This is a genomic window from Aestuarium sp. (genome assembly GCF_023253315.1).
Lineage (GTDB): Bacteria > Pseudomonadota > Alphaproteobacteria > Rhodobacterales > Rhodobacteraceae > Marivivens > Marivivens donghaensis.
The window spans coordinates 1-20,321 of record NZ_JALRGW010000030.1; the positions used below are offsets into that span (position 1 = coordinate 1).

At 55.3% G+C, this 20,321-nt stretch carries 20 protein-coding genes and 1 pseudogene; 17 read left to right on the forward strand and 4 right to left on the reverse strand.

What is annotated here, in order from left to right; all coding sequences use genetic code 11:
- Positions 1-128: 128 nt before the first annotated feature.
- From secY to AC1QQ2_RS12520, 17 genes and pseudogenes are all read left to right on the forward strand, one after another.
- Entirely contained in the window at positions 129-1,490 is a 1,362-nt protein-coding gene (secY, locus tag AC1QQ2_RS12440; protein WP_245918104.1) for a preprotein translocase subunit SecY, read from the forward strand.
- Positions 1,487-2,062 (forward strand): adenylate kinase, encoded by a 576-nt coding sequence (locus AC1QQ2_RS12445; protein WP_105234128.1) that lies wholly within the window; start codon positions 1,487-1,489, stop codon positions 2,060-2,062. Before secY ends, AC1QQ2_RS12445 begins: the two co-directional genes overlap by 4 nt.
- A 252-nt stretch (positions 2,063-2,314) precedes the next feature.
- Positions 2,315-2,683, forward strand: a complete 369-nt coding sequence (gene rpsM / locus AC1QQ2_RS12450) for a 30S ribosomal protein S13 (RefSeq protein ID WP_067550469.1) — start codon at positions 2,315-2,317, stop codon at positions 2,681-2,683.
- Positions 2,684-2,698: 15 nt separating this feature from the next.
- The gene (gene rpsK, locus AC1QQ2_RS12455; RefSeq protein ID WP_479713377.1) at positions 2,699-3,091 is read left to right on the forward strand and encodes a 30S ribosomal protein S11; all 393 of its coding nucleotides are present in this window, start codon (positions 2,699-2,701) and stop codon (positions 3,089-3,091) included.
- 110 nt (positions 3,092-3,201) lie between these two features.
- Positions 3,202-4,218 (forward strand): DNA-directed RNA polymerase subunit alpha, encoded by a 1,017-nt coding sequence (locus tag AC1QQ2_RS12460; RefSeq protein WP_167668762.1) that lies wholly within the window; start codon positions 3,202-3,204, stop codon positions 4,216-4,218.
- Positions 4,219-4,335: 117 nt separating this feature from the next.
- Positions 4,336-4,764, forward strand: a complete 429-nt coding sequence (rplQ, locus tag AC1QQ2_RS12465) for a 50S ribosomal protein L17 (protein ID WP_067550465.1) — start codon at positions 4,336-4,338, stop codon at positions 4,762-4,764.
- Between the two features lie 135 nt (positions 4,765-4,899).
- Positions 4,900-5,511: an autoinducer binding domain-containing protein gene (locus AC1QQ2_RS12470; protein WP_479713378.1), complete on the forward strand. Its 612-nt coding sequence runs from the start codon at positions 4,900-4,902 to the stop codon at positions 5,509-5,511.
- 60 nt (positions 5,512-5,571) lie between these two features.
- Positions 5,572-6,162, forward strand: coding sequence for an acyl-homoserine-lactone synthase (locus AC1QQ2_RS12475; RefSeq protein WP_479713379.1), 591 nt, complete (start codon positions 5,572-5,574; stop codon positions 6,160-6,162).
- A gap of 39 nt (positions 6,163-6,201) precedes the next feature.
- Positions 6,202-7,518: a replication-associated recombination protein A gene (locus AC1QQ2_RS12480; protein WP_479713380.1), complete on the forward strand. Its 1,317-nt coding sequence runs from the start codon at positions 6,202-6,204 to the stop codon at positions 7,516-7,518.
- A gap of 31 nt (positions 7,519-7,549) precedes the next feature.
- On the forward strand, positions 7,550-7,927 hold the full coding sequence (gene crcB, locus AC1QQ2_RS12485; RefSeq protein WP_105234133.1) for a fluoride efflux transporter CrcB: 378 nt from the start codon (positions 7,550-7,552) through the stop codon (positions 7,925-7,927).
- Positions 7,924-8,976: an RluA family pseudouridine synthase gene (locus AC1QQ2_RS12490; RefSeq protein WP_479713381.1), complete on the forward strand. Its 1,053-nt coding sequence runs from the start codon at positions 7,924-7,926 to the stop codon at positions 8,974-8,976. Before crcB ends, AC1QQ2_RS12490 begins: the two co-directional genes overlap by 4 nt.
- The gene (locus AC1QQ2_RS12495) at positions 8,969-9,646 is read left to right on the forward strand and encodes an HAD-IA family hydrolase (RefSeq protein ID WP_479713382.1); all 678 of its coding nucleotides are present in this window, start codon (positions 8,969-8,971) and stop codon (positions 9,644-9,646) included. Before AC1QQ2_RS12490 ends, AC1QQ2_RS12495 begins: the two co-directional genes overlap by 8 nt.
- Positions 9,643-10,353 carry an ATP12 family chaperone protein gene (locus AC1QQ2_RS12500; protein WP_479713383.1) on the forward strand — a complete coding sequence of 237 codons (711 nt, stop codon included), beginning with the start codon at positions 9,643-9,645 and terminating at the stop codon, positions 10,351-10,353. The genes AC1QQ2_RS12495 and AC1QQ2_RS12500 overlap by 4 nt, the downstream gene beginning before the upstream one ends.
- 202 nt (positions 10,354-10,555) lie before the next feature.
- Complete coding sequence (locus AC1QQ2_RS12505) at positions 10,556-11,575, forward strand: amino acid ABC transporter substrate-binding protein (RefSeq protein ID WP_105234136.1); 1,020 nt, start codon at positions 10,556-10,558, stop codon at positions 11,573-11,575.
- A gap of 125 nt (positions 11,576-11,700) precedes the next feature.
- A complete protein-coding gene (locus AC1QQ2_RS12510; RefSeq protein ID WP_479713384.1) occupies positions 11,701-12,978 on the forward strand; it encodes an amino acid ABC transporter permease in 1,278 nt (425 codons plus the stop codon).
- A 1,201-nt stretch (positions 12,979-14,179) separates the two neighbouring features.
- Positions 14,180-14,842 (forward strand): annotated as a pseudogene (locus tag AC1QQ2_RS12515) (amino acid ABC transporter permease); the annotation flags it as partial.
- A gap of 10 nt (positions 14,843-14,852) precedes the next feature.
- Complete coding sequence (locus AC1QQ2_RS12520) at positions 14,853-15,644, forward strand: amino acid ABC transporter ATP-binding protein (protein ID WP_067550446.1); 792 nt, start codon at positions 14,853-14,855, stop codon at positions 15,642-15,644.
- A 42-nt stretch (positions 15,645-15,686) separates the two neighbouring features.
- On the opposite strand, the gene AC1QQ2_RS12525 is transcribed toward AC1QQ2_RS12520, so the two are convergent.
- The 4 genes from AC1QQ2_RS12525 to yidC all read right to left on the reverse strand — a co-directional run bounded on the left by AC1QQ2_RS12525 (position 15,687) and on the right by yidC (position 20,227).
- Complete coding sequence (locus AC1QQ2_RS12525; protein ID WP_479713385.1) at positions 15,687-16,196, reverse strand: SixA phosphatase family protein; 510 nt, start codon at positions 16,194-16,196, stop codon at positions 15,687-15,689.
- A gap of 631 nt (positions 16,197-16,827) precedes the next feature.
- On the reverse strand, positions 16,828-17,706 hold the full coding sequence (gene argB / locus AC1QQ2_RS12530; protein ID WP_105234140.1) for an acetylglutamate kinase: 879 nt from the start codon (positions 17,704-17,706) through the stop codon (positions 16,828-16,830).
- A 39-nt stretch (positions 17,707-17,745) separates the two neighbouring features.
- Positions 17,746-18,396, reverse strand: a complete 651-nt coding sequence (gene yihA, locus AC1QQ2_RS12535) for a ribosome biogenesis GTP-binding protein YihA/YsxC (RefSeq protein ID WP_067550438.1) — start codon at positions 18,394-18,396, stop codon at positions 17,746-17,748.
- 49 nt (positions 18,397-18,445) lie between these two features.
- Entirely contained in the window at positions 18,446-20,227 is a 1,782-nt protein-coding gene (gene yidC, locus AC1QQ2_RS12540) for a membrane protein insertase YidC (RefSeq protein ID WP_479713386.1), read from the reverse strand.
- Positions 20,228-20,321: the final 94 nt, after the last annotated feature.

The window sequence follows — 20,321 nt, forward strand, 5'->3', positions numbered from 1 at the left end:
CTGTTGTTGCAGCAGCAGAATAAGGGTTGTGAGTGCCCTTACGGGCGCTTACTTACCTAACTAGTTTCCTTGCGCCGCCGTCCGGGAAAACCGGTCGGCGGCGTTTTCGATGAAAGAGACACCGACTTATGGCTTCAGCAGCAGAGCAAATGGCGGCAAACCTCAACTGGTCTACCTTCGGTAAGGCCAAAGAGCTTCGTCAGCGCATCTTCTTCACCATCGGACTTCTGATCGTGTATCGCCTCGGCACTTATATTCCCGTGCCTGGGATCGATATCGACGCGCTTCAGAACTTCTTTGCATCTCAGAACACGGGTATCGGCGGTATGCTGGCCATGTTCACGGGCGGCGCATTGAGCCGTATGGGTATCTTTGCCCTTGGCATCATGCCCTACATCTCTGCATCGATTATCGTGCAGTTGATGGGCTCCATGTATGAGCCGTGGAAGCAACTGAAGAAAGAAGGCGATCAAGGTCGTCGGAAGCTCGCTCAGTATACCCGTTACGGTACCGTGGTTTTGGCGCTGTTCCAGGCCTACGGCCTCGCGGTTTCGCTAGAATCGGGCGATATGGCTCATGATCCGGGTCTGTTCTTCCGCGCATCGACGATGATCACCATCGTCGGCGGCACCATGTTCCTGATGTGGGTGGGTGAACAGATCACCAGCCGCGGCATCGGCAACGGTATCTCGCTGATCATTTTCGTTGGTATCGTGGCTGAACTTCCTGCCGCTGCGGCGCAGTTCCTGTCTACCGCTCAGCAGACCAGCAACTGGATGCTTGTGATCGGTGTAATCGTGATGCTTGCTGCGGTGCTTGCATTTGTGGTGTTCATGGAACGCTCGCTGCGCAAGATCCACATTCAATACCCTCGCCAACAGCGCGGTATGAAGGTGTATGACGGCGGTTCTTCGCACCTCCCGATCAAGGTTAACCCAGCTGGCGTTATCCCTGCGATCTTTGCGTCTGCACTTTTGTTGCTGCCGACAACCATCGCGACCTTCACCGAACAGACCTCTAACGCTGTTCTGTCGTGGGTTCTCGCATATTTTGGCCCCGGTCAGCCGCTCTATCTGCTGTTCTTCACAGCGATGATCGTGTTCTTCACTTACTTCTACACCAAAGAAGTTGCGTTCAAGACCGACGAAGTTGCTGAGAACCTCAAGAGCCAGAACGGCTTTGTTCCTGGCATCCGTCCAGGCAAACGTACTGCGGAATACTTCGACTACGTTGTGACCCGCGTTCTCGTGCTCGGTTCGGCTTACCTTGCGTTAGTTTGTCTCATGCCAGAGATTATCCGTAGCTTTTCCGGTTTCACTTTCTATTTTGGCGGCACTTCAGTGCTGATCATCGTGTCGGTTGGGATGGATACAATCCAGCAAGTGCAGTCTCATTTGCTCGCTCACCAATACGAAGGCCTCATTGAAAAATCGCAACTGCGTGGCAAACGTGGTGCCAATAAACGGAACAGGGGACCGGCTCGTCGATGAACATTATTCTGCTTGGACCGCCGGGTGCGGGTAAGGGAACACAGGCTCAAAAGCTTGTGGAGGAACGCAACATGGTGCAGCTGTCGACTGGCGACATGCTGCGCGAGGCACGCACAAGCGGCACTGAAATGGGTAAGAAGGTTGCAGCAGTCATGGACGCTGGCAATCTCGTCACCGATGAAATCGTCATCGGTCTTATCCGCGAAAAACTAGAGCAGGGCGCTGCTGGTGGGTTCATCTTTGATGGCTTCCCGCGCACTCTTGCTCAGGCTGACGCACTGGATGGTCTGCTGTCTGAAATGGGTCAGAAGCTGGACGCGGTTATCGAACTGCAGGTAGATGATGAGGTTCTTGTGAGCCGCATCGTGGGTCGCGCTGAGGCTGCGGCTGCTGCAGGTCAACCAGTTCGTGCGGATGACAACGAGGACGCACTTCGCGTTCGTCTGGTTGCCTACTACAAACAGACCAGCCCGCTGATCGGCTACTACTATGCCAAAGGCGGTCTGAAGTCGGTCGATGGTCTGGCTAGCATGGACGATGTTGCGAAAAGCATCGCTGACATTTTGGGTTAATTTGACCCTTCTAAGCATTGGTGTAAGGCCTGCGACATGTTTCGCGGGCCTTTTGCCTTCAAGGGGTTGACCCGTTCGAAAAGCCCCCATAAACAGCCCCATCCCTTTTGGGGGAATCAACCATGTTTTTCGGGTCGCTCCCGATTCGCATGACCACCTCATGAACAGTGGCCCGCAAGGTTTCTCCTCTCGGGCTTCCGTTGTGAAAAAAGATTCCGGAACGACGGAATCGCAACGAAAAGGAAAGCTAACGTGGCACGTATCGCCGGCGTGAACATCCCGACTGCTAAGCGGGTTCCAATCGCCCTCACCTACATCACGGGCATCGGCCCGTTCATCGCAAACCAGATTTGCGAAGCATGCAACATCGATCTGACCCGTCGTGTAAACGAACTGTCCGATGCTGAAGTTCTGACAATCCGTGAATACATCGACGCAAACGTCACCGTTGAAGGTGACCTGCGCCGTGAAGTAACGATGAACATCAAGCGTCTGATGGACCTCGGCTGCTACCGCGGTCTGCGTCATCGTCGTAACCTGCCCGTTCGCGGTCAGCGTACCCACACCAACGCTCGCACCCGCAAAGGCCCTGCAAAGGCCATCGCTGGTAAGAAGAAGTAAGGGAGGGCATAGACAATGGCTCGTGATACCCGTCGTGGTGGTAAGAAAAAAGTTTCCAAGAACATCGCAGCAGGCGTTGCTCATGTGAACTCCACCTTCAACAACACCAAAATCCTGATCTCTGACGTCCAGGGCAACGCGATCTCTTGGTCGTCCGCTGGCACCATGGGCTTCAAGGGCTCGCGTAAGTCGACCCCTTATGCTGCTCAGATGGCTGCAGAAGATGCTGGCAAGAAAGCTCAGGAACATGGCGTTAAGACGCTTGAAGTAGAAGTTCAGGGTCCAGGTTCGGGTCGTGAATCCGCTCTGCGCGCTCTGGCTGCTGTTGGCTTCAACATCACCTCGATCCGTGATGTGACCCCGCTGGCACATAACGGCTGCCGTCCGCCGAAGCGCCGCCGCGTCTAATATCGATTATCCCACTGGGGCTGTGGTTTTTCCACGGCCCCAGTACGTCATTTTAAACCTCGGGCGTTTGCCTTTTGGGACATGAAAGGCAGACAAGTATGGAGGGACGCATGATCCACAAGAACTGGGCTGAACTTATCAAGCCGACCCAACTTGACGTAAAACCGGGCAATGACCCGCAGCGTCAGGCCACTGTTATTGCTGAACCGCTCGAGCGTGGTTTCGGTCTGACACTGGGCAACGCACTTCGTCGTATCCTGCTGTCGTCGCTGCAAGGCGCTGCGATCACTGCAGTTCACATTGATAACGTTCTGCACGAATTTTCGTCTGTTGCTGGTGTACGTGAAGACGTCACCGACATCGTCCTGAACCTCAAGGGCGTTGCGATCCGCATGGACGTCGAAGGTCCGAAGCGTCTGACCGTTCAGGCCAAAGGTCCGGGCGTTGTTACCGCCGGTGACATTTCGGAATCCGCAGGCATCGAAGTTCTGAACAAAGATCACGTTATCTGTCACCTCGACGATGGCGCTGACCTCTACATGGAACTTACCGTTAACACCGGTAAAGGCTACGTAGCTGCAGACAAAAACAAGCCAGAAGATGCACCGATCGGCCTCATCGCGATCGACGCAATCTACTCGCCGGTTAAAAAAGTATCGTATGACGTTCAGCCGACCCGTGAAGGTCAGGTTCTCGACTACGATAAACTGACGATGAAAGTTGAAACCGACGGCTCGCTGACCCCGGATGATGCAGTCGCTTACGCAGCTCGCATTCTGCAGGACCAGCTGTCGATCTTCGTAAACTTCGACGAACCGGAATCGGCTTCCGCTGGTTCGGACGACGATGGTCTCGAGTTCAACCCGCTTCTCCTCAAGAAAGTGGACGAACTGGAACTGTCCGTACGTTCGGCAAACTGCCTGAAGAACGACAACATCGTTTACATTGGCGATCTGATCCAGAAAACCGAAGCAGAGATGCTCCGCACTCCGAACTTCGGCCGCAAATCGCTCAACGAGATCAAAGAAGTGCTCTCTGGCATGGGTCTGCACCTCGGCATGGACGTCGAGGATTGGCCGCCAGACAACATCGAAGACCTCGCAAAGAAATTCGAAGACCAGTTCTAATTCTGGATTCGGTGGGCAGGGCGGAAACGTCCTGCCTTTTCGGGCAATCCCGCCCCAAGGAGAGTGGCCAATACGCATAGGCCACCAGACAAAGCATAAAACGCTAGGAGAATTAAAATGCGTCACGCTCGCGGTTACCGCCGTCTGAATCGTACTCACGAACACCGTAAAGCTCTGTTTGCGAACATGGCTGGTTCGTTGATCGAACACGAACAAATCAAAACCACCCTGCCGAAAGCAAAAGAACTCAAGCGCGTCATCGACAAGCTGATCACTCTTGGCAAACGTGGTGACCTGCACGCACGCCGTCAGGCTGATGCGCAGCTGAAACAAGACATTCACGTTGCGAAACTGTTTGAAGTCCTCGGCCCGCGTTACGCAGAGCGTAACGGTGGTTACTGCCGCGTTCTGAAAGCTGGCTTCCGTTATGGCGACATGGCTCCGATGGCGATCATCGAGCTGGTTGACCGTGATGTTGACGCAAAAGGCGCAGCAGACCGTGCACGTCTTGAAGCAGAAGAAGCTCTGCTGGGCGACGACGAATAAGTCTCGACCATCGCTAGTTTTGGGAACCCCGTCAGCATAGCTGGCGGGGTTTTTCATTTCGCCATTTCTGGGTAGTGAATATTTGCGATACAATTATAGGTTGACCTATAAACCTTAGGTTGAAAATATCGCGGTATGGCTCAGGTATTTGGAATCGAAACACATTTAGAGAGGCTCGATCAAATCGCGCCGAATGGTTTCTTTTTCGGACTGCACATTCGGCACACGCTGCCTTTGTTCACTCATCAAACTTACCCGAGCCTATGGGTTAATCACTACATTAAGGAGGCTTACGCGCTCCGTGATCCGATCATTGCGTGGGGGCTTGATCGGGTGGGCACTTGCCGCTGGAGCGAAATTGATATTCCGGACCCGTTCGACATTCTTGGACAGGCGCAGGAATTTGGGATGAATTTTGGGATCGCAGTGTCTTTCGGACCGCTCAACTCACGGACCATAGCGACGGCCTCGCGGCCAGATCGCGAGTTTACGGATACAGAGATTGCGTCTTTTGCCGATGTAATCGACGCGCTTCATACCATTTATCAGCCCCCCGAGTCCTTAACGGACGCCCAAACAGAAGCCCTGCGGCGGATTGCCGAGGGGGATCGTTATGCTGCGGCTGCTGCAAAACTCGGAATTTCTCAAAGCGCATTTAAAGCGCGGTTGACCGCCGCCCGTTCGAGCCTTCAGGCCCGCACGACGGTAGAGGCCATCCAGAAAGCGAGGGATTACAGGCTGCTCTGACGTCCTTTTCGGGATGCGGATGCAGGGTTGTGTGACCCTTAACCCTCGCTGGAGGCACTGATGCTGAGCACCGTTCTTTCGTTCGCCAATATGCACAATCACGGCGAACTTTTCGCAAATATCCTGCGGGCACGGCGGGATTCTTTCATCGTCAAACGATCGTGGGACCTGCCCGAGACGATGGGCATGGAATACGATCAATACGACACGCCACAATCACGTTGGGTTGCCGTGCATGATGCAACGGGCTGCGTGTTGGCAGGGGCCCGTATGACACCCACGACGGCGCGGTGTGGCGTTTACAGTTACATGATCCGCGACGCACAGAGGGGCCTTTTGGAAACCATTCCGCAGGACCTATTGTATGAGGATGCCCCGATTGATGAGGGCATTTGGGAGGTGACACGAGGCTTCATTGGCCACGATATTCCCAACAATATTCGGTTGCGCGTGCGGCTGTTACTAACAGGCCAGATCGTTACGGCGGGTCGGGAACTGAACGCGCGTAAGATGATTGCTCTGCTACCCGCCAATTGGACACGTTGGTCCAAACGGGCGGCACTCGACATTTCACCAGCAGGACGGGTGATGGATATGGGGGGCGTGGACTATCAGGCCGTCTGGTTTGATCTTGGGGACAAACTTCACTGACCCTTTGCCAAAGATCGGACGCGGGCGTAGGTTGCGCCCATGTCCGATCTTTTCGAAACACCTGCACCTCAGACACCTAACGCGCCCCGTCCCCTAGCGGATCGGCTGCGGCCGCAGACGTTGGCCGAGGTGATCGGGCAAGAGCAGGTTCTTGGCCCCGATGGCCCCTTGGGGGTTATGCTCGCGTCGGGGTCGTTGTCGTCCTTGATCCTCTGGGGTCCACCGGGTGTTGGTAAGACGACGATTGCGCGATTGCTTGCTCGTGAAACCGAACTTCATTTTGAACAGATCAGCGCGATTTTTACGGGCGTCCCCGACCTTCGAAAGGTGTTCGAGGCGGCAAAGCTGCGTCGCGCAAATGGGCGTGGCACTCTTTTGTTCGTGGACGAGATTCATCGTTTTAACAAAGCCCAGCAGGACAGCTTTTTGCCCCATATGGAGGACGGCACAATCGTGCTCGTTGGGGCGACGACCGAAAACCCATCGTTCGAACTAAACGCTGCTATTCTGAGCCGTGCGCAGGTCTTGGTGCTCAATCGCTTATCGATCGAGGAGCTTGAGAAAATGGCAGCGCGGGCAGAGGACGAGGCGGGTAAAACGCTGTTGCTCGAACCTGCGGCGCGCACGGCGCTTTTGGACATGGCCGACGGGGACGGGCGTGCATTGCTGAACCTGATCGAACAGGTTCTCGCGTGGAAAATTACCACGCCTTTGGGTGTCGACCAGCTTACTACCCGTCTGATGCGACGGGCGGCGAAATACGATAAGTCTGGTGAAGAGCATTACAACCTGATTTCGGCACTGCATAAGTCCGTGCGCGGTTCAGATCCTGATGCTGCGCTCTACTGGTATTCACGCATGTTAGAGGGCGGCGAAGACCCTCGGTATTTGGCACGTCGAATCTTGCGCATGGCTGTTGAGGACATCGCGCTGGCCGACCCTAATGCTCAAACGATTTGTCTGCATGCGTGGGAGACGTATGAACGGCTTGGAAGCCCCGAGGGCGAATTGGCTTTGGCGCAGGCGGTCATCTACCTCGCGCTCGCCCCAAAAACCAACGCGGGATATGTCGCCTATAAGGCATCCAGAGATGCCGCGCGAAAATCGGGAAGCGAGCCGCCGCCCAAACATATCCTCAATGCTCCGACTAAGATGATGAAAGAGCAAGGGTATGGCGCAGGCTATGCCTATGACCATGATGCCGAGGACGGGTTTTCAGGGCAAAACTACTTTCCAGAGACCATGCAACGCCCAACGTTCTATAAACCCGTTGATCGCGGGTTTGAACGAGACCTTAAGAAACGGGCAGACTATTTCGCAGGCCTAAGGGCCAAGCGGCAGGGACGTCAGAATTGACTCTTTGCTGCTGAACAGCCAAGGAGCGCGGATGATCTGGAATACTCTCTTTGTCGCGGCGGGCGGTGCTATAGGCGCAGCGCTACGTTATCTGACCAACGTGGGCGTCATGCGCTTGATCGGGCCTGGGTTTCCCTTTGGTACGGTCGTGGTGAACGTCTTTGGGTCGTTCCTAATGGGGCTTTTGGTTGTTGTCCTAGCAGAGAAGGGCGGCAACAAATTCGCGCCGTTTTTGATGACAGGTGTCTTGGGTGGTTTCACAACGTTTTCGGCCTATTCGCTGGATGCTGTGACACTTTATAATCGCGGTGAAATCGTGCTGGCTGGTGCCTATGTACTCGGCACGGTGATCGTCGGAATTGCGGCACTGGTCGCAGGAATGGCCTTTGGCCGAATGGTGCTACAATGAGCGGTGTCCAAAACATCACAATCAGCGAAGACGATGGCGATCAGCGGATCGACCGCTGGCTTCGCAAGCTTTACCCCCACCTGACCCAAGGCCGCATCGAAAAGATGTGTCGCAAGGGCGAACTGCGGGTGGATGGCGGTCGTGTGAAGTCGAATTCGCGCATCGAGGCAGGACAGACTGTCCGTATTCCGCCGATGGGCGAAGAGGCTGTGAAGCCTGCGCCCAAGTTTGATCGCAAAATTACGCGATCTGACGTTGAGATGATCCAGTCCTGTGTGGTCTGGAAAGATGAGCACATCATCGCGTTGAATAAACCTTCGGGCCTGCCGTCACAGGGCGGATCGGGGCAGGGCGACCGTCACGTTGATGCTTTGGCCGAGGCTTTGATGTTCGGCTACAAAGACAAGCCAAAGCTGGTGCATCGTCTGGACAAAGATACATCTGGCCTCTTGCTTCTGGCCCGCACGGATCGCGTTGCCCGTCGGTTGTCTGAGGCTCTGCGTCACCGCAATGTTCGCAAGATCTACTGGGCAGCGGTCGCTGGTGTTCCGTCGCCGCGCGCTGGTTCGATCAAATACGGCCTGATGAAAGCGCCGGGTCGCGGTCGCGGTGGTGAAGGCGAAAAGATGGTTTGTGTTCACCCTGCTAAATTGGACGAGCATGAGGGCGCGAAACGGGCCCATACCGACTTTTTCACCATCGACCTCGCGGGGTCGCGGATTGCATGGGTCGCGATGACGCCGATCACTGGTCGCACGCACCAGCTCCGTGCGCACATCGCAGAACTTGGTCACCCGATTATCGGCGACGGTAAATATGGCGGTTCGTCGACTGAAAACCTTGGCGATGGTTGGGGCGCTGGTGTTGGTGGCGAGTTGAGTAAAAGACTGCACCTCCATGCGCGTATGATCTCGTTCGAACATCCGATCACCAAAGAGATCATCACCCTTCAAGCCCCGCTTCCGTCGCATATGCAGGAAACTTGGGACTTCTTTGGGTGGGATGTGAACTATCCGCCTATCGATCCTTTTGTGACGGAAGATGAGTGAACTGCGCCTCGTTATTTTTGATGTCGATGGAACGTTGGTCGATAGTCAGGGACTGATCGTTCGTTCGATGGAAGCTGCCTTTGATGGCGTGGGCCTCCCGTCGCCTTCGCGTGATGCGATCAAGGGAATTGTAGGGTTATCACTTGATCGCGCTGTAGCTTTGCTCGCACCAACTGCCTCAGACAACGAAGCGCAGCGCATTGTGCAAACCTACAAGGACGCCTTCTTTACTTATCGAAGTGCGGAGGGTGCCGCTGCGTCTAGCCCGTTTTTCTCGGGTGCGCGTGAGGTGCTTAACCAGTTGCGCGCTGACCCTTGGACGCTGCTCGCCGTTGCTACAGGGAAATCAAAGCGCGGGTTGGACGCTTTGATTGAGGCGCATGGGCTAGAGGGCTATTTTGTCTCGCGGCAGGTCGCTGATTTCCATCCGTCGAAACCTCACCCTTCGATGATTTTTACGGCGGTCGATGAGGCAGGCGTTGCGCGGTCTCGAACTGTTATGGTTGGGGATACCACCTACGACATGGATATGGCCAAAGCTGCTGGTGTTGCTGCGGTTGGAGTATCTTGGGGCTATCACGCCGTCGAAACACTAAGCGCGGATCGGATTGTCGGTGATTTTGCCGAACTCCCCGCAGCGATTAATGAACTACTGGAGGCCCGATCATGAGCGGTTGGAAAGCAAAACGGTTCTGGAAAGAAGCAACTATCAGCGAAGTAGAGGGCGGCTACCGTGTAGAGTTGGATGGGCGCCCTGTCAGAACGCCCGCCAAGGCGCTCATGGTCGTTCCCACCAAGGCCATGGCGGAAGCCATCGCCGCCGAGTGGGATGCTCAGACCGAGGAAGTGAAGCCCGAATCTATGCCGATCACGCGGTCTGCAAATGCTGCGTTGGATAAGGTTTCGGCCCAGTTTGACGAAGTTGCCGATATGCTTTCTGCCTACGGCGGCAGCGACTTGCTCTGTTATCGGGCAGATAGCCCAGTTGAATTAACAAAGCGTCAATCTGATGAATGGGACCCGATTCTTGATTGGGCGGAGGGGCGTTTTGGCACCCGCTTGGTCTGTGGATTCGGTGTGATGCCCGTGAACCAATCTGACGAGAGCTTGCGTGTTCTGCGTGGCCATGTTGGAGCTCTAAGCCCTTTTGAAATCGCGGCATTTCACGATCTAGTGGGAATCAGCGGGTCGCTCGTGCTGGCATTCGCCGTCACTGAGGGACATTTGACTGCACAAGACGCTTGGTTGAAGTCGCGAGTCGATGAATTGTGGCAAGAAGAACAGTGGGGCCCAGATGATGAGGCCACAGTGTTAGCGAACCACAAGCAAGGCGAGTTTTTAATGGCCGCGCGGATCTATCAAATGTTGCAAAGCTGAAATCCGCAGGCTTTTTTCCTGCCGAAGATCAAATTTGCGGCCAGTTGACCCAAGATCAAGGGAATATTCCCGTCTGGTCCCCCTTGACCAAATAGATAGTTTGAGACCAATCTAAGGCTTCGTGGTGGTACCCCTGCCGCGCCATACGCTATCAAAGCGAAAACCCCGATCGTAAGTATTGGGAACTCAGGAAGAGGTAGAAATGAAGAAATCCATTATGCTCGGCGCTCTGGCCGTCGCTGGTTTGACCGCTGCAAGCGCATCGGCATCCACGCTCGATGATGTCAAAGCCCGTGGTAAACTGAACTGTGGCGTGTCGTCCGGCCTGACCGGCTTCTCGCAGCCCGACGCAAATGGCGTTTGGGAAGGTTTTGACGTTGCTGTATGCCGCGCTGTTGCTGCTGCTGTTTTGGGCGACTCGACCGCTGTTGAATTCGTTCCGCTCACCACCCAAGTGCGTTTTACCGCGCTGGCTTCGGGCGAGATCGACATTCTGGCACGTAACACCACCTGGACCTTCTCGCGCGACACCGACCTGAAGCTCGACTTCATCGGCGTGAACTACTACGACGGTCAGGGCTTCATGGTCCCGAAATCGCTCGGCGTGACTTCGGCAAAAGACCTCGACGGTGCAACCGTTTGTATCCAAACTGGTACCACCACAGAGCTGAACTTGGCCGACTTCTTCCGCGCCAACAACATCAGCTACGAGCCGATCCCGATCGAAACCAACGCGGAAGCACAGCAGCAGTACCTTGCTGGCGCTTGTGACGTTTACACCACTGACGCTTCGGGCCTTGCTGCAACTCGCGCAACCTTCGAAGCTCCGGGCGATCACGTGATCCTTCCGGAAATCATCTCCAAAGAGCCGCTCGGCCCAGTTGTTCGCCACGGCGACAACGAATGGGGTGATATCGCAATGTGGACCCTCAACGCTCTGATCGCTGCCGAAGAACTCGGCGTGACCTCTGCGAACGTTGAAGAGCTGGCCGCTGCTGCGACCACCAACCCAGAAATCAACCGCCTGCTCGGCACCGAAGGTGACCTTGGCGCGATGATCGGTCTGGACGCTCAGTGGGCTGTTCGCGCGATTGCTGCTGGCGGCAACTACGGCGAACTGTTCGAAAAGAACATCGGTGTGAACACTCCGATCGGCCTCGCACGTGGTCTGAACGCACAGTGGACCGAAGGCGGCCTGATCTACGCACCGCCGTTCCGTTAAGTTGATCTACCGGAAAGGGCGCAGTCAATCTGCGCCCTTTTCATACTTGAAGTGCCCCCCCGCGACATTGCCAACAACCGGATAACCGGTGACCTCCTGTCGCGTCGGGAGCCGGGGAGACTTTTATGACCACGCTCACGGATACGCCGAAGCAAGGCTTTCGGCTAAGTCAGCTTATTTACGATACGCGCTATCGTTCGATTACCATTCAGGTGATCGCGACTGTGCTGATCGTCGCGGCCCTGTCGTGGCTTGCGCGCAATACCGTCGCAAACCTGACCGCATTGGGCAAAGATTTCACGCTCGAGTTCCTTGGGAACCGGTCGGGATACGACATCAACCAACGTCTGATTGCTTACGATTCTAACGCGACGCACGGACGTGCGGCGCTGGTCGGCATTCTGAATACGTTGTTGGTCGCTGGCCTTGGCTGCGTCCTCGCGACGATCCTCGGCGTTATTTTCGGTGTCCTGCGGCTGTCGAAGAACTGGATCGTGTCGCGTCTGGCTGCTGTCTACGTCGAAGGCTTCCGCAACGTTCCGCTGCTGCTTTGGATCATCGCGATCTTTGCGGTGATGACAGAATCCACGCCGTCGCCCAAAGATTTCCGTGGTGAAAATCCGGTCGCGAGCATGGCACTCGCCGACAATGTGGCGATCACGAACCGTGGTGCTTATATCCCTGAACCCCTATTTGCTAACGGTCTGGGCGATGTTGAAATCAAACCAGGTGGCATTTTTGCGGACCTGTATTTCAATGTGAGCATCGACTTGATCGTTATTTTGCTTACTCTGGTGGCGAGCCTTCTTGTTGTTAAACTGGTAAATACCCGCGCTGCGGATATTCAGAATGCGACAGGTGTTCGTCCAACGACGTGGTGGGTTAATCTGCTGATTATCGTTGTCCCAATCGCTGCGCTCCTCTGGGGTCTTGGTTTTTATCTAGGTAAGCCGGAACTGTCGGGTTTTAACTTCGCCGGTGGTACGCACCTTCGGAACTCTCTGCTGGCGCTGTGGTTGGCTCTGTCACTCTACACAGGTGCATTTATCGCAGAGATCGTGCGTGGCGGTATCAACGCCGTGTCCAAAGGCCAAACCGAAGCGGCGTTTGCACTGGGACTTCGTCCGAACCGCACGATGCGTTTGGTGATCCTGCCGCAGGCTCTGCGCGTGATCATTCCACCGCTAATCTCTCAATTCTTGAACCTGACAAAGAACTCTTCGCTCGCGATCGCCATTGGTTACATGGATGTCCGTTCCACTTTGGGCGGTATTACCGTGAACCAAACAGGGCGTGAGCTTGAAGGTATTCTTCTCGTTGGTTTGTTCTATCTCCTGCTCAGTCTCGCGATTTCGACAGGGATGAACTGGTTCAATGACCGCGTTAAGCTGAAGGAGCGCTAATATGTCTGATAATGCGCAAACCGTTCGCTATGTGCGCGAATCCATGATCCCACCGTCTGAACCGCCTCTCAAGGAACAAGGTGCGGTCAAATGGATGCGGGAAAACCTGTTCTCGGGCTGGAAGAACACGCTTCTTTCGCTCGTTTCCATCTACGTTCTGGTGAAGTTGCTTTTCGCGCTGGTTCCGTGGTTCTGGAATTCGGTATGGACTGCTGGATCGCTCAATGAATGTCGTGAGACTCTGGCTGTTTTGGAGGGTCTGACCACCCATGGCGGCGCGTGTTTCGCGGTCATCAGCGACCGTTGGCTTCAGCTGCTCTTTGGTTTTTACCCTGCTGAAAGTTACTGGCGCCCGATCCTTGTCTTCATTCTGATGTTCGTCGCATTGGCGCCAATTCTGTTCTCGGCTCGGTTGCCGAAACAACTGCTCTGGTTCTCGATTCTGTTCCCGTTCCTCGGCACGTGGCTCCTCTGGGGGGGCTCGTTTTGGGTTCCGATCCTTGTGATCCTCGGCTTTGTCGTAGGTGCAGTAGGGTTCAAAATCGGCGGCCGTTTCGCGGGTGCGTTCGGTGCTGTGGCACTCGGAATCGCGGGTGCTGCGCTCTGGTGGATGATTGCTATGCCATCTATCAACGGAGCGTTGCACAAGGCCGTTGCCTTGTCGCGCATCGACGGGACGAGAGCTGAGCTGCTCGAAACGCTTGTTACAAATCCTGCGCAAATCGATGAGATCGAAGCTGAGCAGGCCGCCGTGCAGGAGAAGATCAACGAACTGACCGCTGAGAAAGATGTGCTGGTCGTTGAAATGCTCGCGGCTCGTGAAGCTGGGTCCGAACCGTCGTCCGACCAAAAGTCGGCATTCAACGCGATCATGGACGAATTGATGGTAGAGCGTCGTCATTACACGGCGCTGGGCTTTACAGCATTCAAACTGCAACAAGCGATCAGTGACGCAAACGGTCTGTTGGCCAACATTGAAGCTCTGCCTCAGTGGGAAGCCGACCTGCCCAATGCCATCGTGACCGCAGTCGAAATGGAAGCAGCCCTGCCTGACGGGCTGCACAATCTGGTTTCGGTCAATCAGGTGCCCGCTGGGACATCGCCCGAAGCCGTCGACGCGCTGCGTGCATATCTCGACGCGGATACTGCGGTCCTGAACCTGCGTGCCAACATCGAGACCGCTTATGAACGGCTCGGCATTTTGGGCCTAGCGCCTGTGACCAGCCGTGATTTCGGTGGCTTTATGCTTGCGATGATCATCGGTGTGGCGGGTATCGTGCTGTCCTTGCCACTCGGCATTTTGCTCGCGCTGGCACGTCAGGCCAATCTCCCGATCGTCAAAGGGTTCGCCGTTGCGTTCATCGAAATTATCCGCGGCGTGCCGCTGATCGTTTGGCTATTCACGGCGTCACTACTCTTGAACTACTTCCTGCCGCCACGCACATCGTTCGACCTTGTGTTGCGCGTTGTGATCATGGTGACTCTCTTTGCCGCTGCCTACATCGCAGAGGTTATTCGTGGGGGCCTTGCGGCACTGCCGAAGGGACAGTTCGAAGCGGCTGATTCGCTCGGCCTCGATTACTGGAAGTCGATGCGTTTGATCGTGCTTCCGCAGGCACTCAAAATCTCGATCCCTGGGATCGTGAACACCTTCATCGGTCTGTTTAAAGACACCACTCTGGTTGGCATCATTGGTCTACTTGACCCGCTCAACCTATCGAACTCGATCCGTGCCGCCGCCGAATGGAACGGCGTCTATTGGGAACTGTTCGTCTTTATCGGCCTCTTGTTCTTTGTCTCATGCTTCAGCATGGGCCGCTACTCGCTCTGGCTGGAGAAAAAACTCCAGCGTGGACACCGCTAAGGAGACCGCCATGTCCGAACTTGCAATCGAACGTCAAATCGACCGCAGCCACATGACGATCTCTGACGAGGTCGCCATTCAGATCAACAATATGAACAAGTGGTATGGTCAGTTCCACGTGTTGCGTGACATCAACCTGACCGTTCAGCGCGGTGAGCGGATCGTAATCTGTGGTCCGTCGGGCTCTGGTAAGTCGACGCTCATTCGCTGTATCAACCGCCTCGAAGAGCACCAGTCGGGTGACATTATCGTTGATGGGACAGAGTTGACCTCTGACCTCAAGAACATCGATAAGATCCGTTCTGAGGTTGGCATGTGCTTCCAGCACTTCAACCTGTTCCCGCACCTGACCATTTTAGAGAACTGCACGCTGGCGCCGATCTGGGTCCGTAAGGTCCCGCGCAAAGAGGCCGAAGATATTGCGATGCACTACCTCGAAAAGGTGAAGATCCCTGATCAGGCTCACAAATATCCGGGCATGTTGTCGGGTGGTCAGCAGCAGCGTGTGGCGATTGCACGTTCGCTGTGCATGAAGCCGCGCATCATGCTGTTCGACGAACCGACCTCTGCTCTCGACCCCGAGATGATCAAAGAGGTTCTCGACACCATGATCGAGCTGGCTGAAGAAGGCATGACCATGCTCTGTGTGACCCACGAGATGGGCTTTGCTCAAGCTGTGGCGAACCGCGTGATCTTTATGGATCAGGGTCAGATCATCGAACAAAACGAACCACATGCGTTCTTTAACGATCCGCAATCGGATCGCACGAAGCTGTTCTTGAGCCAGATTTTGGGCCACTAAGCTTAGACAAATTTTCGAAAGGGGCGGGCCAAGTGTCCGCCCTTATTCGTTCAGCAACTCGCGTGGAGTGGTAAAGGCAACGACGCGACCAGAGGCAGCAGTCACATCTGACCATTGGGCCACATCAAAGTCGATGATGGCAGTCGCGCAGGTCGGGTATGAAGCGTACTTCGGATGGTCGGGGCGATCATGGACAAGCCCACAGGCAAAGCTCCCGATACCTGGGTTGTGACCGATCATGGCAACGATAGGCGCCTTTGCGGTTTTCAGCTCGGCTAGCATCGCCGTCGCGGGCGCGAGGTAGAGGGCGTGCACATAGCGCACAGCAGGCGTAGTCGGCCACTGCTCCATCAGAAGGTCCAGCGTTTCCCTCGTACGTTTAGCGTCGGAGCATAAAACTTCTGTCGGAATATCGCCTCTGTCAGCGATCCATTGCCCGATGGCTGGTGCCGATCGTCGTCCTCGTTCGTTCAACTGCCGATCATGGTCCTCAATGGAAAAGTCATCCCAAGATGATTTGGCATGACGAATAAGAACAAGCCGAAGGGTCATTTGTGAAACTCACTCATGAAGTACGCAGACTGGGCAGGTGGACGTTGTGACGACCCAATGGGGCAGGACCGTCGAACTGCGCATCCGTTGTTTAGGCAGTCTGCGCCTTCCGTACCTGTTAGGTAACCGTGACAGGCTGCCACATCATATCCTGCGGGCACCAATGCTGAGGCCGGACAGGCGGTGACGCACGGTTTGGCGAGGCAAGTCGCACAGGGCGGAGGGGCTAGTACGACCTTAGGTGCATCGCGAAGTGCGATGGCGCCGCGAAAGGACGTGAATAAGCCTGCGGTGCCGTCTGCCAAGAACGCGACGGGGGAGGCACAAAACGCCCCCGAACGAATGGCCCAGCTGTAAAACGGATGGAACGGGGCGCCACCAAACGGGAAATATGCGACGCCGTCATATGCGGCCGCGACTTCGCTTAGGACGCGTTTAGACCAACGATCTACGGGGTCGCTTCGCCCATCACACCATTCTGGTGACTCGCAAAAAACTGACCAGAACTCGGGTTCTAGTGGGGAGATCAGCACAATTGCCGTCGCCCAGTCTGGGAGATTGTCATCGGCGGATGGAGGAGTAATTCCTGAAATTCTCAGGCCATATCCCTCCAATTCGCCAATGAGGTTTGTCATGAATTGCGCGGCTTCACTCGTGGTTCAGTGGTCCGGATCATCGAACCAGCGCCGTGTTCTGTGAATAGCTCGAGCAGGCACGCATTCGCGACCCGACCATCAAGGATAACCACCCCGCGTACACCGTCCTCAATTGCTTTGAGAGCGGTTTCGGTTTTTGGGATCATCCCGCCTGCAATGGTGCCATCTGCAATCATTTCGCGCACTTCCGCGGGCGTCATTTGAGTGATCACTTCGCCGTCTTTGTTTTTCACGCCAGATACGTCGGTCAACAAAAGCAGGCGATCGGCCTTAAGGGCGCCAGCAATGGCGCCAGCTGCTGTGTCACCATTCACGTTGAACGTTTCGTTGTCGTTCATGCCAGTAGCAACGGGAGCAATCACTGGAATGATGCCCGCATTAAACATGTCATGCAGTACTTGGACGTTCATTTCGACCGGACGTCCAACAAACCCCAATTCTGGATCGTCGGGTTCGCAAACCATCAGGTCGTCGTCTTTGCCCGACAGACCAACCGCGCGACCGCCTTCGTCCATAATCGCCTGAACGATCCGTTTATTGACGAGGCCTGTCAGAACCATCTCAACGACTTCGACAGTTGCTTTGTCGGTTACGCGTTTGCCGCGCACCCATTGGGATTCGATGCCAAGACGACCGAGCAGATCGTTGATCATCGGGCCGCCGCCATGCACGACAACGGGGTTCAGGCCGACTTGACGCATGAGGACGATATCTCGTGCGAAATCAGCCATGGCATCCTGATCGCCCATGGCATTGCCGCCAAACTTGACCACGACGATCGCACCCGAATATCGCTGAAGGTAGGGCAATGCCTCTGACAGAGTGCGGGCAGTTGCGATCCAGTCACGGTTCATGTCTTGTTTCCTCACGGCAGGGCCCTTTCTAAATAGGGGTCAAACGATGCCATAAATAATAGCGCGAAGTGTCGCTATACCGTCCCCTTTATCAGAAGACGTTAATACGATTTCAGGGTAGGCGGCCGGGTGCTTTGCCAGAACGGCCCGCGTGGCTTCGATCGATTGATCGAGCTGCGTTTTGCGGACCTTATCCGTCTTTGTCATAACGACCTGAAACGTCACGGCGGCCTTATCGAGAAGCGACATGATTTCTTCGTCTACGGCTTTGGCGCCGTGGCGGCTGTCGATCAAAACAAAGACGCGCCGCAGAGTAGGGCGGCCAGCAAGGTATCGTTTCAGCAGCCGTTGCCATTTTTCAACGATTGCCACAGGCGCGTTGGCAAAACCATAACCCGGAAGGTCGACGATGTAGTGTTCGTCGCCAACGGTGAAAAAGTTGATCTCTTGGGTGCGGCCAGGTGTGTTCGACGCACGAGCGAGCCCTTTACGACCTGTCAGCGCGTTAATCAGGCTGGATTTACCAACGTTGGATCGACCCGCAAAGCACAGTTCGATCCGATCTGCAGGCGGCATGCCGTCCATGGCGACGACACCTTTGAGGAACTCGATCGGAGCATGGAACAGCATACGACCAGCTTCTACGACCGTCGGGTCCAGATCTTCAACGATCGGAAAACTCAATTGCATGACCATACCCTCTTGGCGGAACAGGCCGCCCTAAAGGCAGCCTGTCAGTTTATTTTGCTTTGCTAGCTTTACCACGTTTGAACGCAGAGGTGATATTGCCCAGAACGTCTGGCCGGTGGCCGTGGCTGCGCATGATCGCGTATTGCTGCAGGAACGTGATGGTATTGTTGGTGATCCAGTAGAGAACCAGACCCGAAGCGAACGATCCCAGCATGAACATGAAAATCCAAGGCATCCATGCAAAGATCATCTTTTGGGATGGATCAGTGGGAGCTGGATTGAGTTTCTGCTGCAGCCACATCGAGATGCCGAGAATGATGGGCAATACGCCCAGCGACAGAATGAACAACATGCTGCCCGGTTCCGGAGTGCCCCAAGGCAGAAGGCCAAAGAGGTTCAGGATCGAAGATGGGTCCGGAGCAGAGAGGTCACGGATCCAGCCGATCCACTCAGCGTGACGCAGTTCGAGTGTGACGAAGATAACCTTATACAGCGAGAAGAAGATCGGAATCTGCAGGATCATCGGCAGACAGCCCGATGCAGGGTTAACCTTGTTCTCTTTGTAGAGCTTCATCATGCCTTGCTGCAGTTTAGCACGGTCATCGCCAGCTGCTTCTTTAAGCTTCTCCATCTCAGGCTGAAGCTCTTTCATCTTCGCCATCGAGACGTAGGATTTATAGGCGAGCGGCAGTACCAACGCTTTGAGAACGAGCGTCAGGACCATGATCGACCAGCCCATGTTGCCGATTACAGCGTTGATGTTGTGCAGCAGCCAGAAGATCGGCTTGGTCAAGAAGAAGAACCAGCCCCAGTCGATCGAGTTGATGAAGCCAGAAACGCCAGCATTGTTTTCGTAGTTGCGGATAGTTTCCCATTCTTTTGCACCCACGAAGAAACGCGTCGAAACGGAAGTTTCCGCGCCAGCGGCGAGCGTCTCGGACTCGAGGATCGCGTCGACTTCGTAAACGTCAGTGGTGAAGTAGCGCGACATTGATGTGAACGGCTTGCTCTGATCGGGGATCAGGGTCGTCATCCAGTAGTGGTCTGTGTACCCAGTCCAGCCCGACTGCAGGACATCAACGCTGCTCACGCCGCCGTCGACTTTGCGGATGTCTTTGTAGGTTTGCTCATCAACCTTGCCGTCAGTCATGCGAACCAGACCTTCGTGTAGGACAAAGAAGCGACGCTGTGCATCCGGCTCAGTGAAGCGGCGGATGAGGCCGTAAGGAGTAAGGGTGACTTCGTCGCCAGACGCGTTCGAGACGGTCTGGTCGATGGTCATCATAAACTTTTCGTCGATCGCGTAGGTGGTACGGAAGGTCAGACCAGCGCCGTTGTCCCACTTCAGCGTGATCGGCGTCTCAGGGGTCAATGTGGTGCCTGCTTCGAGTTCCCACATTGTGTCAGGGCCAGGCACGGCATTCGCGTCGACGCCCGCGTTGCCGATCCAGCCAAAGCTCGCGTAGTAGGCATCGTTCTCACCCTGCGGGCGCATGAGCTGAACGATTTCAGTGCTGTCGACCGCGACGGTGTAATTTTTCAACGAGATATCGTCGATGCGACCGCCGAGAAGCGCAATAGAACCTGTCAGTTCGGGGGTTTCAACGGGGACACGCGGCGTTGCGGGCATCGCTGCTTCGGCCACGGCGGGTGCTGCAGCGTCAGCCGATGCGTCGGCAACTGGAGCGGCGACGTCAGTCTGTTCCGTTGCTACAGTTGCATCTGTTGCTGTTTCCGCCGGTTGTTCAGGTGGAAACAGGAAGAACCAAACTGTGATAACCAGAAAGCTAAGTGCTGTGGCAAGAATTAGGTTCTTGTTCTGATTTTCCATCTGAACCGCCCGTTTTGTAAGGTAAATGATCAGGCAGGGTTCAACAGGCCATAGCGTCAAAGGTCAAGCGGTTTTAGGGGTTTTGGCGGATTAG

Coding starts and splice junctions, on each gene's coding strand:
- secY (WP_245918104.1), top strand. CDS start 129: ATGGCTTCAGCAGCAGAGCAAATGGCGGCAAACCTCAACTGGTCTACC.
- AC1QQ2_RS12445 (WP_105234128.1), top strand. CDS start 1,487: ATGAACATTATTCTGCTTGGACCGCCGGGTGCGGGTAAGGGAACACAG.
- rpsK (WP_479713377.1), top strand. CDS start 2,699: ATGGCTCGTGATACCCGTCGTGGTGGTAAGAAAAAAGTTTCCAAGAAC.
- AC1QQ2_RS12460 (WP_167668762.1), top strand. CDS start 3,202: ATGATCCACAAGAACTGGGCTGAACTTATCAAGCCGACCCAACTTGAC.
- rplQ (WP_067550465.1), top strand. CDS start 4,336: ATGCGTCACGCTCGCGGTTACCGCCGTCTGAATCGTACTCACGAACAC.
- AC1QQ2_RS12470 (WP_479713378.1), top strand. CDS start 4,900: ATGGCTCAGGTATTTGGAATCGAAACACATTTAGAGAGGCTCGATCAA.
- AC1QQ2_RS12475 (WP_479713379.1), top strand. CDS start 5,572: ATGCTGAGCACCGTTCTTTCGTTCGCCAATATGCACAATCACGGCGAA.
- AC1QQ2_RS12480 (WP_479713380.1), top strand. CDS start 6,202: ATGTCCGATCTTTTCGAAACACCTGCACCTCAGACACCTAACGCGCCC.
- crcB (WP_105234133.1), top strand. CDS start 7,550: ATGATCTGGAATACTCTCTTTGTCGCGGCGGGCGGTGCTATAGGCGCA.
- AC1QQ2_RS12490 (WP_479713381.1), top strand. CDS start 7,924: ATGAGCGGTGTCCAAAACATCACAATCAGCGAAGACGATGGCGATCAG.
- AC1QQ2_RS12495 (WP_479713382.1), top strand. CDS start 8,969: ATGAGTGAACTGCGCCTCGTTATTTTTGATGTCGATGGAACGTTGGTC.
- AC1QQ2_RS12500 (WP_479713383.1), top strand. CDS start 9,643: ATGAGCGGTTGGAAAGCAAAACGGTTCTGGAAAGAAGCAACTATCAGC.
- AC1QQ2_RS12505 (WP_105234136.1), top strand. CDS start 10,556: ATGAAGAAATCCATTATGCTCGGCGCTCTGGCCGTCGCTGGTTTGACC.
- AC1QQ2_RS12510 (WP_479713384.1), top strand. CDS start 11,701: ATGACCACGCTCACGGATACGCCGAAGCAAGGCTTTCGGCTAAGTCAG.
- AC1QQ2_RS12520 (WP_067550446.1), top strand. CDS start 14,853: ATGTCCGAACTTGCAATCGAACGTCAAATCGACCGCAGCCACATGACG.
- AC1QQ2_RS12525 (WP_479713385.1), bottom strand. CDS start 16,196: ATGACCCTTCGGCTTGTTCTTATTCGTCATGCCAAATCATCTTGGGAT.
- argB (WP_105234140.1), bottom strand. CDS start 17,706: ATGAACCGTGACTGGATCGCAACTGCCCGCACTCTGTCAGAGGCATTG.
- yihA (WP_067550438.1), bottom strand. CDS start 18,396: ATGCAATTGAGTTTTCCGATCGTTGAAGATCTGGACCCGACGGTCGTA.
- yidC (WP_479713386.1), bottom strand. CDS start 20,227: ATGGAAAATCAGAACAAGAACCTAATTCTTGCCACAGCACTTAGCTTT.